Source organism: Lysinibacillus sphaericus, from assembly GCF_006864135.1.
Lineage (GTDB): Bacteria > Bacillota > Bacilli > Bacillales_A > Planococcaceae > Lysinibacillus.
This window is the reverse complement of record NZ_SADV01000026.1, coordinates 20,641-34,104: the sequence shown is the minus strand read 5'-3', so window position 1 is coordinate 34,104 and position 13,464 is coordinate 20,641. Positions and strand designations below refer to the sequence as shown.

General features: G+C 38.7%; 9 protein-coding genes. All 9 read right to left on the bottom strand.

The features are described from left to right. Window positions 1–2 precede the first annotated feature (2 nt). Window positions 3–1,463, bottom strand: coding sequence for a nucleoside triphosphate pyrophosphohydrolase (gene mazG, locus C7Y47_RS20750; RefSeq protein ID WP_142510493.1), 1,461 nt, complete (start codon window positions 1,461–1,463; stop codon window positions 3–5). A gap of 9 nt (window positions 1,464–1,472) precedes the next feature. Beyond that, complete coding sequence (locus C7Y47_RS20745) at window positions 1,473–3,095, bottom strand: putative polysaccharide biosynthesis protein (protein WP_142510492.1); 1,623 nt, start codon at window positions 3,093–3,095, stop codon at window positions 1,473–1,475. 148 nt (window positions 3,096–3,243) lie between these two features. Beyond that, on the bottom strand, window positions 3,244–3,780 hold the full coding sequence (gene spoVT, locus C7Y47_RS20740) for a stage V sporulation protein T (RefSeq protein ID WP_142510491.1): 537 nt from the start codon (window positions 3,778–3,780) through the stop codon (window positions 3,244–3,246). 510 nt (window positions 3,781–4,290) lie between these two features. After that, on the bottom strand, window positions 4,291–7,803 hold the full coding sequence (mfd, locus tag C7Y47_RS20735) for a transcription-repair coupling factor (protein WP_142510490.1): 3,513 nt from the start codon (window positions 7,801–7,803) through the stop codon (window positions 4,291–4,293). Window positions 7,804–8,211: 408 nt separating this feature from the next. Continuing rightward, window positions 8,212–8,439, bottom strand: coding sequence for an anti-sigma-F factor Fin (locus C7Y47_RS20730; protein WP_132364328.1), 228 nt, complete (start codon window positions 8,437–8,439; stop codon window positions 8,212–8,214). Window positions 8,440–8,889: 450 nt separating this feature from the next. Continuing rightward, complete coding sequence (pth, locus tag C7Y47_RS20725; protein ID WP_142510489.1) at window positions 8,890–9,450, bottom strand: aminoacyl-tRNA hydrolase; 561 nt, start codon at window positions 9,448–9,450, stop codon at window positions 8,890–8,892. Between the two features lie 266 nt (window positions 9,451–9,716). Then, complete coding sequence (locus tag C7Y47_RS20720; protein ID WP_142510488.1) at window positions 9,717–10,307, bottom strand: 50S ribosomal protein L25/general stress protein Ctc; 591 nt, start codon at window positions 10,305–10,307, stop codon at window positions 9,717–9,719. 786 nt (window positions 10,308–11,093) lie between these two features. Next, window positions 11,094–12,053 carry a ribose-phosphate diphosphokinase gene (locus C7Y47_RS20715; protein ID WP_132364320.1) on the bottom strand — a complete coding sequence of 320 codons (960 nt, stop codon included), beginning with the start codon at window positions 12,051–12,053 and terminating at the stop codon, window positions 11,094–11,096. 24 nt (window positions 12,054–12,077) lie between these two features. Then, entirely contained in the window at window positions 12,078–13,448 is a 1,371-nt protein-coding gene (glmU, locus tag C7Y47_RS20710) for a bifunctional UDP-N-acetylglucosamine diphosphorylase/glucosamine-1-phosphate N-acetyltransferase GlmU (RefSeq protein WP_142510487.1), read from the bottom strand. Window positions 13,449–13,464: the final 16 nt, after the last annotated feature.

Sequence of the window (13,464 nt, the reverse complement as noted above, 5' to 3'; positions counted from 1 at the left end):
TTTTACTCCTTTTCTTGCTGCTTCGCTTCATTCCAGAAAGCATCTAATTGTTCTAATGTATAATTAGAAAATGGCTTTCCACTTTCCTTTACCTTTGCTTCCACGTAACCAAAGCGTCTCGCAAACTTCTCATTCGCATGTAACATAGCCTCTTCTGGAGATAGCTTATAGAAACGCGCTAAATTCACAAGTGTGAACAAGACATCCCCAAATTCATCAAGACGTGACGCATTTGTACCTTTCGTCACCTCATTACGAAATTCCTGCCATTCCTCTGCAAACTTGTCCCATGCGCCCTCTACATCAGGCCAATCAAATCCTACCTTTGCAGCTCTTTTTTGATAATTATATGCTGTTTGTAGAGCAGAGGACGCCCGGTATTCCTCTTTTAATAGTGGCTTATCACTTATACCCTTTTCTTCCGCTTTTATAACTTCCCAGTTTGCTACAACACCCTCTGCATCTTCCACCGATACATCTCCAAATACATGCGGGTGTCGACGAATCATTTTTTCACTTATCGAAGCCACTACATCTTCCAACGTAAAGTAACCTTGATCTTCTCCGATTTGTGCATGAAGGAACACTTGTAACAGTACATCTCCAAGCTCCTCGATCATCGCAAAGTCATCCTCTGCATCTACCGCTGCCAAATATTCGTGTGCTTCTTCTAATAAATATTTTTTCAGTGATTCATGTGTTTGCTTTTGATCCCACGGACAGCCATCCGGACCTCGTAAAACAGCAATAATTTGACGGAAAGTTGTCCAGTCTCGTAAAGCATCCTCTTGTGATTTCACAGGCGGCACATATACCGTTGTTAAATTATCCACCTCAACGCTTTGGTCGAGCTCATAAAGAGGTACTGTCACTAATTTTTCCTGTGACGAGCCTGCTGCTGTAACGACTGTAACAGGGTATTCGTCATCGTATTTCTCCATTAACGTTAGCTTTACTTCTGATGCACTAAATGTATCATATACTTGGGCTATTAAAATATGTTGACGCATGTTAATGTCATGCATAGAAAAGCTAGTGCCATCCAGCAGTTGAAAACCCTCAATTGGGTCGATTTTTAACGCGCCAAATATTGGATCTAAAAAGCTTTGTCCACCTTCAATGACTAGTTTTACTTTTCCCTCATCCGCAGCTGCAATAAGCAATTGTACAGTCTGCTCTGCGACAAGTGGATGCCCCGGTACAGCATACATAACATCTTCATTTGTTGTAGCAGCCACAAGCTTTTCTGCAATTTCCTCATACACAGGCTGGAACGAATTATGTTTTTCATAGACTGCGTCAAAGCTTTCAAATTGTAAGCCCTCAGCAGATAATTCTTCTAATACCGGATGATCCACTGTACGAACATATAATTTTCTTGCCGCTTTTAGTTTTTTATAGACACCCATTTGCAACTGATTAAAATCACCCGCACCTAGACCTATAACTGTTAAAGTATTCAATCAATCCACCTACTTTTTCCGATTTAACCATAATTGATAAACTGCCATTTTGCGCCCAAACGGTAGTAAGTACCACTCTTTTTCGACTAATACTCGTAACTTAGCAATTATGGTGATCATTACAAACGCTCCTAAACACACGGCTGAAAAACCGGCTACCACTGCGACAAATCGAGGTGATAAAAATTGGTTTAACAACGGTGGTATAAACTGCAGCCAAACTAGCACTACAGCTGCCATGCTGAGTGATGCAATTCCAACTTTTTTATAAAAATTGGCTGACGCTAATTGAATAGCCGTCATTCTCTTTAAATAAAAAATAAGCATTAGAGCAGTAAACAAAAGACCCACATTATTAGCAATAGCTGCACCTAATACACCAAATAAAGCAATTGTCAGCACATTCAATATTATTTTTAACATAAAACCTATAATCAAAAATAAAGCTGGCTTTTTTAATTTTCCATAGCCTTGCAAAATAGCTGTAAATGTTAAAATAACCGACAATGGCACAATTTGTAATACATATACCATAAGTACTTCCGACAGTGCATCTGTTTTAAAGAGCATGGCATTAATATACGGCATAACGAGTATTAAACCTAGAGATGCCGCCCAGCCAAATAATACAGACGCTTTATACGTTAGTTGAATAAACGGAATGGCACTACGGCCTTCCTGTTTTTTGGACATATGCGCGATAAGGGGCACAATAGCAAGTGAAAGTGAAGAAGCAATGACAACTCCGAGCTGTACCAATGGCTGCCCGCGATCATAAACGCCTTTTGTTGCCTTAGCTACCGTCTGATCCATTCCACCATCTATTAATAGCGAATAAATTGTAAAGGAATCAACTAACTGATAGCCAAGTAACAATAGACCACTCATGCTCACACTTAAACTTAGCAATGTAACCTCTTTAATAATGGGAAAACTTTCGATACGCCGCTGTTGTTTCTTATTATTAAATAAACCAAAACGTTTTTTAAAAATAAACGCAAGTAATACAAAGCCTACAATTTCGCCAATAACTGTACCTATGATAGCCATTTGTCCAGCACTATATAGTGATTCTGTCGTCTTCATAATGATAAATGTTCCTGCTAAAATGACTGATACTCTCACAGCCTGTTCAAGGACTTGCGCATAAGCAATCGGCTCCATAATGCCTCTTGATTGAAACCCGCCCTTTAAAATAGCATGTGCTGGCATAACAAGTACTATAAATGAACCCGTCCGTATTAAAGGCGCAAGCTGAGTATCGCCCATAAGCTGTGCAATTATTTCAGCACCACTAAATAAAGCGACAAAAAACAATAACGATAGTACTGTTAAATAACGAAAGACAATACGCATAATACCGCTTCGTTTCTGATCCCTCTCTAGCGGGTCTAAAATACAATCATTATCTGCAAGCATTTTAGAAATAGCTACTGCAAATCCACTAGCTGTCCATACGACAAAAATAGATATAACCGGATACACCTGCTGATAAATATAAAACCCTTCATCACCAACAAGATTTTGAAAAGGCACACGATAAATTGCACTAAGAACCTTCACAACAAGAGCAGCAATTGTAAGTAAGGCCGCTCCCTTCATGTAGCTTTTCATGCCAAAACGTTCCGACATAAATTGCCCTCTTTCCTTCTTTAACAATGCCAATAGTATAGCATATCTCCAAAGTTTGACGCGCGCGGGTAGCACTACCGTAAAACTATGTACGAAAAAAAGTTATTGTTCAGCCTAAAAAGGTCAGCGCAATAACTTTCAATTCTCATCAACTATTCATTTGTTTAGCTAAGAAGTTAGCAGCTGTTTCAGCAACTTTTACTTCAACTTCACCGATAAAATGTACTTTAGACAAAACGATAATACAGCCGATCGGATCACCGTTTACCATAATAGGCGTTGCACAATAAGACTTAACTTGCTCATATTGTCCAGGAACAATCTCGATAGTTGTTTCCATTTTTTCTATTTTTGTTGAACGTTCGTCCATAAAACTTTCCGCAAAGGATGTAATACGACGATTAATATACTCTTTTTTACCGATCCCTGAGACAGCAATTACTTCATCTCGGTCAGTTACAAATGCTGGAGTACCTAACGTTTCATATAATGTTTCCACATATTCTCTTGCAAATTCCCCCAAATCATTAATTGGAGAATATTTCTTTAAAATGACTTCACCTTCACGGTCTGTATAAATTTCTAGCGGATCTCCCTCACGAATACGTAACGTTCTACGAATTTCTTTTGGAATAACCACACGCCCTAAATCATCAATACGACGAACAATTCCTGTTGCCTTCATTCTTAATCCTCGCTTTCGCTACAATGAAATTTTTTCAATTTTAGTATGGTTTTTTATGAAGCAATCTATGCAAAAACTGAAGAAAAAGGATTTCACATCCAACAATATTTTCAAAAAAGGCCTTAAAACCTAAACAAATACCTGTAGAATTTTCAACTTCAATCAACTTATTTTAGATTAACCACAAAAACAAATTTTTATAAATAATTTATAAAATATTTTTAACAAGAAATAATAATAATTCAACATTCACCATTACGTCAATAAGACAAAAGGATGTTTATAACAAAAGAACCATAACAAAAAGTGATACTTTTACCCTTATTTTCCCTACTATCTAGCTCCCGAGTCTCAATTTGTAATATTGATCTCTAAGGAGTCACACAGTCTACAGTAAAATTAACAAATGAAGATAAAGCGCTACAACATTCACAGAGTTTTCCTTGTAATTTTTTGTTTTTAATAATAAAAAGCTGATCATTATCCTAGGAGATAAGATCAGCTTTTCTTCTATTGTTGTTTTTTTGCGTCAGCAATAATATGCATCATTTCTTCTAAAATATCGAAGGGTTGATATTTCCCACACTTTCGTTCATCAATCGTTAATTTCAATTGCATACCATCCATACCAAACCCGACAGCACGTTCAAATTTCATAGATTCTTCCACAATTTTACCGCCATCAACTTGCCCTGTACCTTCTTCTGACAACAATATTGTGATGATTTTTTGCTTTTCTTTTACAGACAATACACCTGTACCTAAGCCCCATACCTTCATACGCGCAACTCGCAGTAAACGCTCTGTTTCAATTGGAAGATCACCAAAACGATCCTGTAATTCCTCTATGATTTCACTGTACTCCTCCACTTGATCCATTGCTTTTATACGTTTATACATTTGAATTTTTTGATAGCCGTCAGGGATGTATACATCCGGGATATACGCATCCACACTCAATAAAATTTCAATGTCAGGCTTCTCTTCTTTTTTCACACCTGTTTGGCGCTCAGCAATCGCCTCTTCCAGCATTTGTGAATACAAGTCAAAACCAACAGAATCAATAAAGCCATGCTGCTGCGCTCCAAGTAGATTTCCAGCACCACGAATAGATAAGTCACGCATAGCAATTTTAAATCCTGAACCTAACTCTGTAAATTCTTTAATCGCCTGTAATCTTTGCTCAGCTACATCCGTAAGAACTTTATCACGTTGATACATAAAGTAAGCATACGCCACCCTATTAGAACGCCCAACACGTCCCCGCAATTGATAAAGTTGCGCTAAGCCCATTCGATCCGCATCATGAACAATCAATGTGTTAACGTTTGGTATATCCACGCCAGTCTCAATAATGGTTGTCGTTACAAGCACATCATAGTCACCTTCTAAAAAGGCTAAAATAACAGATTCTAATTCTGATTCCTTCATTTTGCCATGTGCATGCCCAATACGCGCTTCTGGGACAAGCATTTGAATTTCATCAACCTTACGAGCCATATCTTCTACACGATTGTATAAGTAGAATACTTGCCCACCACGCGCCATTTCTCTCTCAATAGCTTCCCGCACTAATGCACCGCTATGCTCCATTACATAAGTTTGCACAGGGAAACGGTTCGCTGGTGGCGTTTCAATTACCGATAAATCACGAACACCTACCATCGACATATGCAGTGTTCTTGGAATCGGAGTTGCCGTTAGCGTTAATACATCAACATTCGTCTTTAATTGTTTAATTTTTTCCTTATGCGTTACACCAAAACGTTGCTCCTCATCAACAATCAGCAGTCCAAGGTCTTGGAATGTTAAATCTTTAGATAAAATCCGATGCGTTCCAACGACAATATCAACTTGCCCTTCTTTTAAACCCTTTAACGTCGCTGTTTGCTCTTTTTTTGTGCGGAAACGAGACAAAAGACCTACATTAATAGCAAAGTCTTGGAATCTCTCACAAATCGTTTCGTAATGTTGCTGCGCTAAAATCGTTGTCGGCACAAGGAACGCTACCTGCTTGCCATCTTGAATTGCTTTAAATGCCGCGCGAATCGCTACCTCTGTTTTGCCGTACCCTACGTCTCCACATACAAGACGATCCATCGGACGCTCACGCTCCATATCACGTTTTACTTCGATAATTGACCGTAGCTGATCCTCTGTTTCTTCATAAGGGAAAGAAGCCTCAAAATTGCGCTGATCGTCGTTGTCAATCGCGAATGCATGGCCTTTCTCTGCTTCACGTTTCGCATACAGCTTAATTAAATCATCAGCGATATCTTGCACAGCAGAGGATACCTTTGCTTTAGCTTTTTTCCACTCTGCTCCACCTAATTTATGTAGCTTCGGTTCTCGGTCTTCAGATGCTACATATTTTTGGATTAAATCTATTTGCTCTACTGGAACATATAACTTATCATCAGCACGGTATCGAATGTGTAAGTAATCCTTATGTGTACCATTTACCTCTAATGTTTCTAAGCCTATATATTTCCCAATACCATGATGTACATGTACAACATAGTCGCCCGGTTTAATTTCTGTATAGCTTTTAATACGTTCTGCGTTCGTCATTTTTTGAGGACGTGCCTTTTTCTTCGCCTGTTGTTTAAATAGCTCATCCTCTGTGACAATCACCAAGCGTTGTAGTGGTAATTCAAAGCCACTAGATAGTGAGCCATCCACAATATAAATACCGGCTTCTGTCGGCTTACCAATTGTCGTATGAATATCATATTCTCCGAGCATTTGCTGTACACGTTTAACACGATCTTTATCTCTCGCAACAATTAGTACTGTAAATTTACCAAGCAGCCAGCGTTCAATCTCACTTTGTAATAATGACATTTGGCCATGAAATTGTTGCATTGGCTTGCAAGAAAAGTTCGTCGTCTTATTAAAGGATACACCTGCAAAAGTTCGTGAAAATAATGAGAAATATAGTTTTTGTTGAGACAGCATTGCTAGAATTTCTTTCAAGGAGAATGCTGGCTTTACATCATGCACCATTTTTCCTTCTTCAATTAATGATAAAAACCATTCATCCTCTTCACGCTCCCAGGCATCCATAACCTCCTGAATACGTCCTAGCTCATCAAACAGCACAATGCCATCCTGTACAAAATAATCTCCTAAAAAGGCTGTTTTCTCATATAATAACGAACCATATTTATTTACATAGTCCGGTAAATTCCCTTGTTGTAACAATTCAATATCATATTGAATATGCTGATACAGTAATTCCTTCGTCTCCTGCTTTTTGACTTTCTTTAAACTTGTCGCTAATGCAGCTTCTAAACGGCCTGCCAAAGCCATTCTTTCTTCCTTTGTCAAAATAACTTCCGACGCTGGTAGAATACGAACCTTCTGCAATTTATCAATGGAACGTTGATCGTCCGCAGAAAATGTTCGAATCGAGTCAACTTCCGTATCAAATAATTCTATACGAATTGGCTCCTCTAAATATGGTGGATATATATCTAATATCCCTCCACGTAGCGCAAACTCTCCAGGTGTTGTCACCATCGAATTACGCACGTACCCCATCTCTACTAACGTTTGTAGCCATTCATCAATCTGAATATCTTCGCCTACTGAAATTTGTAAAAAATACTGTTGCCAATGCTCTTTAGGCTGCATCATTTTGCGTAAGCCCGCAACTGGTATCACATAAACAGCTTTTTCGCCTCTTGCTAGGCAATCAAGCGTTGCAATACGCTCAGCTCGTAACTCTGGAGAGGCAACAGACAAATCTGCAGCAATAAACTCATCGGCAGGATAATAATGAACATGCTCCTCACCTAAAAGTCCCGCCAGCTCGTCAACCATTTTTTGTGCCTGCAATAGATTAGGAGATACAATATAAATAGGTTTTTTTACATATTCAAATAACGCATCGACCATTACCGGGCGCGCGCTTCCTGTTAATCCTGTTATAAGCTGTGTTGCAGAATGACCGCTCTGAATCTCCTGTAAAAATGATGTGATATGTTTGTCCTGCATCACAAGCTGTCGTAAAACTTCCAATGTCAAAAGCTCCTCTCAGCGCATAATTCTATTCACCATTACTAGTAATCTAGTACTATAATATGCATCTTTATTGTATATTTTATCAATCATGCCTCGGCATAATTACGTCCGGAATCGGCTTTGTGCTTGCACAAGGTACGCCTTTCCAATTCCTTGACATCCGCCGGAGGCTTTTTGGCCAACACGATGTTGGTAACTCAGGCATTTTCACAGGATGTGAAGTTCTTATCCTGAGTTCCTCTATTCAGCGGCTGTTTGGAACCCGCTGAAAAGTGACTTAAAACCACATTCATCACACCACCTATAAAGGTGGGAGACTTCTGTACCTGGCTACGCTTTCGGTACATAAAACTTAAATGGAAAAAGCTTTGAACGCACGAGATGTGCGCCAAAGCATCCTTCCAATCATTGAATCCATTTATTGAGTGCGTGATAATCTGGATATTGTTTCAGTGAATCCTCACATTGCTCACAAATGCAGTGCACCGTCGTGTGACCATGCTGATCTTTCTCAACATAATCATCCGCTTCACCCATTTCGAAAATATGTAGTTTTCGAATTGTATCATCTGCATCAAATGGTAGTGTTCCTATTTCTACTTCACAATGACGACATCGATAGCGAACTGACATCTCCAAATCATCCTCCTTTAAGCAACTTACTACTTAAAGTATAGACATTTCTAAAACAGATTATGCACTTCCAATTTAGCCTTAGCGCCATTTAGAATATAGAAACTTGGGATTGATTTTCGTACCAATCGGGCGCCTTCCTAGGGACGTCCGATGAGCCGCTTAGGGACGTCCGATGAGCCGCTTAGGTCAACAAATGTTTTTTTGCGCGATAGCGCAGCGGCAGCGGCAAATGCTTCTGTGCGATAGCGCAGCGGCACGATATTGGACACGAAAGCGTTATCACAGGCCGTGACGGATGTGGCCTTCGTTCCTCTATTGCTGATCCCCAAGGAGTCGCCCAATCGGAACAAAGATCAACTTATTTATAAAACATAAGTTTTAACAAAATATTTCCCCAGCTTTAGGCGTAAAACAACTGTAATATCCACACTACGCTTTAATCTATTATTACCCGTTAAAGCGATTCATCACATCCAGAAATGGCTTTGAAAGAGATTCTTCTACAGCATCTACACATTTTTCAATAGCTTCACCAACAATAGCTTGATCTTCTTTTGAAAATTTTGATAACACATAATCTGCTACCTTCATACCAGCTGGTGGGCGATTAACCCCAACACGTATGCGATTAAATTCTTGTGTACCTAAATGCTGAATTAATGATTTAATACCATTATGTCCACCCGCACTTCCTTTTTGACGCAGGCGCAATTTTCCTGTTTCTAAATCTAAATCGTCATAAATAACAATTAAGTCTTCCACATCACTATCAAAATAGTTCATAAGGGGCCCAACACATTCCCCCGATAAATTCATATATGTTAAAGGTTTAACAAGTAGAACCTTTCCTTCAGGACGATGTACCGTTGCATACATACCATTAAACTTTGAATTAGTTAAAGGTGTACCCCATTTTTCAGCTAATGCATCAATAACATCGAAGCCAATATTATGTCTTGTATGCTCATAAGGCTTACCCGGATTTCCTAAACCAACGATAATTTTCATAAGTACCCCTCTTCTTTCAAATCTAATAGTCATTATTTTACCATATCATACGCTAAGAAAGCAGTTTGTACAGTTTTTGAAAGTAAAAGTTCAATAATGGCTTGATATTATTTGAAATCCTCACTTTAACCATACATATCGGTAAAATAATACATGCCGTAATTAAAGAAGCAAAAGCAAACATACGAATAATGTCGACCATTAAATTCAAAAGGCTACTAAAGAAGATTTAGTCTTCCTTAGTAGCCTTTCCTTAACATATCTTTTTACTCTTGTTCCTGTGCAATGTCTGCCGTTTCTTCAACAGCTGCGACTGGAGCCATAATTGTTACCAATGTATGATCATCTTCACTGATAATCTCAAAATCAATCGTATCTCGAATATCTGCTACTGTAATTGTTTCACCAATTTTAAGCTCAGTAATATCAACTTCAATAGCTTCTGGGATATCTGCTGGCTTTACTTTAATTTTCACGTCTAAGTTAGGCTGCATTAATATGCCACCTAAACTAATACCAACTGACTCTCCAACGAGTTTAATAGGCACCTCAGACTCTATCGCTTCGGACATATTAATTGCTAAAAAGTCGATATGATTTACTTCATCTTTCATAGAACATTGTTGGATTTCAGACACAACAACATTCACTTTTTTCCCATCTAACTCCATCAAAAACACACCGTTTTGCCCATTCTTTTGAATGGATTTTCTGAATTCATTCGCTGAAATAGAAATTGGGGTCGAATCTAAATTATAGCCGTAAATAACCGCAGGAATGGCTCCCCCTTTTCTAAGTTGGGTTAATGTCGAACGATGCCCAGCTTCGCGCGTTTTAACACTTAATACTGTACTCATATCTATCTTCCCCTTCCAAGAAAAATTATTTACGCCTTATTTGAATGTCACTGCTTTCGAATTATTACTTCTTTCAGCGGGTGCTTGAATACCCTCTGAAAAGCAGCTTAAATCCGCATTCATCTCACCACCTAAAGAGGTAGGAGACTTCTGTACACTTTCGGTACAAAAGACATTTGTAGCTGCTGCTTTGCTTTCGCTACATAAGTTAAATTAATGACATTTGTTAAGGCTATAATAATATTTACCTTTATTTTTTTGTTCACCGCCATGGCGTGGGGTTAATCTTCATTTCGACCGGAAGCATCCGAGAGCCGCTTCGCTTGCGCCCCAGGCCCCCATCTGTGACGCTGATCCCCAAGGAGTCGCGTAGCCTCCACTCGAATCAACTTATTCATATAACTTACGTTTTAACAAAATGTATCCCAACCTTAGGCGGTAAACTATTTTTTATAAAGTAGAGTAAATATTATTAAGTCACAATTTCTATTATACCCTTTTATAAGAAAATTCAAACAAATAGGACATATAAAAAAGGACAAATCTACTTGCAAACGTAGATTTGTCCTTAATACGTCACATCTTACTGCATGTGGCGTTTATTTATCTTCATTCAACAGAACACTCTCATCTTGAAGGTAGAGAGATGAATGCGGATGTGGTCCATCACAGCTGCTAAGTGAAGATAAAGACCCCCGCGAATATCACGAATTTTGAAAGGAATAAATTGTGCGCGCGCAATTCAAAATTCGGACGCAATTACGCCAAGGTAAAACTGCCTTTATATTAATCAAATAGAGTACTTACAGATTTATTTTCATAGACACGAGAGATTGCATCTGCCATCAATTTAGCGACTGAAAGCTCTGTAATTTTTGGAGATTTTTTCTCTTCAGGAAGTTGGATTGTATTTGTTACAACTAATTCTTTAATCGAAGAGTTTTCGATACGCTCGATTGCCGGACCTGATAATACTGGGTGAGAACAACAAGCATAAACTTCTTTCGCACCAGCTGCACGTAATGCATCCGCGCCAATTGTAATCGTACCTGCAGTATCAATAATATCATCAATCAAGATTGCCACTTTACCATCAACATTACCAACAATGTTCATTACTTCTGCAACATTTGGTTTCGGACGGCGTTTGTCAATAATTGCAATAGGTGCTTTTAAACGTTCTGCCATTTTACGAGCACGTGTTACACCACCATGGTCTGGAGAAACAATAACGATTTCATCTTCTGGGATACCTTTTGTTTTAAAGTAATCAGATAATAAAGGAACTGCCATCAAGTGGTCGATTAAAATATCGAAGAAACCTTGGATTTGAGGTGCATGTAAATCTAAAACGATCACACGTGTTGCACCAGCTGTTTCAAGTAAGTTTGCTACTAATTTAGCTGTAATTGGCTCGCGTGCTTTTGCTTTGCGGTCTTGACGAGCATAGCCATAGTAAGGCATTACAACGTTTACTGTACGAGCAGATGCGCGTTTTACAGCGTCTACCATAATTAAAAGCTCCATTAAATGTTCGTTTACAGGTGCAGAAGTAGATTGCACGATAAACACATCACAACCACGAATACTTTCTTCAATGCTAATTTGAACCTCACCATCGCTGAAGTGCTTAACAGAAGATTTACCTAATTCAACACCCATTTCTTGAGCAATTTCTTGAGCAAGTGGATTATTAGAATTAAGTGAAAATATTTTTAATTGTGAGTTTGCATAATGATACGGCATGATGGCCTCCTGTTTAGTTGATAATTATTTTGAATTTAATTTACTTACGTAATTCGGTTTGTTTTCTTGTCTTGCACGAGCGATTGCAAGTGCATCCTCAGGAACTTCTTTTGTAATTGTAGATCCTGCTGCAATAAATGAACCTTTTCCAACTTTCACTGGCGCTACTAAGTTAGTATTACATCCTACAAATACATCATCTTCAATAACTGTTTGGAACTTGTTTTTCCCATCATAGTTTACTGTAATGGAACCACAGCCAATATTGACATTACTTCCGATTTCAGCATCGCCAATATAGCTTAAGTGTGATACTTTCGTGTCATTACCTAGTTTACTTTTCTTCACTTCTACAAAGTTACCAATCTTCACATGGCTACCAATGTAAGAAAGTGGTCGAATATGTGCAAACGGTCCAATAGCTGTTTCTTCTGCTACAACGCTTTCACGCACAACAGAAGAATGCACAGTTGTTCGATCACCAATACGGCTATCTACGATTTGTGTGTTAGGCCCGATTATACAATCTTCACCGATAACAGTTGTACCTTCAATCATAGAACCTGGTTGGATGACAGTATCACGACCAATCATTGCATCTACGCTAATATATGTGGCTTCTGGATTAATAATTGTGACACCGTTACGCATATGCTTTTCATTAATTCTTGTACGCATTAGCGTCTCTGCTTGAGACAGAGCAACACGATCATTGACACCCAGTGTTTCTTCAAAATCTTCCGTTACAAATGCTTCAACGACATCGCCTTGTTTTTGTAAAATTTCAATCACATCAGGTAAATAATACTCACCCTGAGCATTGTCATTTTTCACAAGTTTTAATGTCTCAAATAACGCTTTATTATCGAAGCAATATGTGCCCGTATTAATCTCTTTAACTAATTGCTGCTCTGCTGAAGCATCCTTTTGCTCAACAATTTGTTCCACTTGTCCATTGTCGCCACGTAAAATACGACCATAGCCTGTTGGATTTTCAGCAATAGCTGTTAAAATTGTTGCTTTTGCATTCTTTGCTTGATGATGCTCGAACAAAGCTTGCATCGTTTCAGGGCGAATAAGTGGTGTATCGCCACAAACAACTAGTGTTGTCCCTTCCTCGCTACCTAAAATTGCCTCAGCCTGTTGTACAGCATGAGCTGTCCCTAACTGTTCAGCCTGTAAAACATACTCGCTTTTATCGCCAAGCTGTTGTTTCACCTTTTCTGCACCATGTCCTACAACCGTTACAATGCGATTCACATCTAACGTTTGAATGTGATCCACCACATGTTGTACCATTGGCTTCCCACATACTGGATGGAGCACTTTATATAATTTGGACTTCATACGTGTACCTTGACCTGCAGCCAAAATGACAGCAAAAATGTTGCTCATCTGTAAGTCCTCCAAT

What these genes read in the sequence shown, in the direction of transcription:
- C7Y47_RS20745 (WP_142510492.1), bottom strand. Translation starts at nt 3,095, where the DNA reads ATGTCGGAACGTTTTGGCATGAAAAGCTACATGAAGGGAGCGGCCTTA.
- spoVT (WP_142510491.1), bottom strand. Translation starts at nt 3,780, where the DNA reads ATGAAGGCAACAGGAATTGTTCGTCGTATTGATGATTTAGGGCGTGTG.
- C7Y47_RS20730 (WP_132364328.1), bottom strand. Translation starts at nt 8,439, where the DNA reads ATGTCAGTTCGCTATCGATGTCGTCATTGTGAAGTAGAAATAGGAACA.
- pth (WP_142510489.1), bottom strand. Translation starts at nt 9,450, where the DNA reads ATGAAAATTATCGTTGGTTTAGGAAATCCGGGTAAGCCTTATGAGCAT.
- C7Y47_RS20720 (WP_142510488.1), bottom strand. Translation starts at nt 10,307, where the DNA reads ATGAGTACAGTATTAAGTGTTAAAACGCGCGAAGCTGGGCATCGTTCG.
- C7Y47_RS20715 (WP_132364320.1), bottom strand. Translation starts at nt 12,053, where the DNA reads ATGCCGTATCATTATGCAAACTCACAATTAAAAATATTTTCACTTAAT.
- glmU (WP_142510487.1), bottom strand. Translation starts at nt 13,448, where the DNA reads ATGAGCAACATTTTTGCTGTCATTTTGGCTGCAGGTCAAGGTACACGT.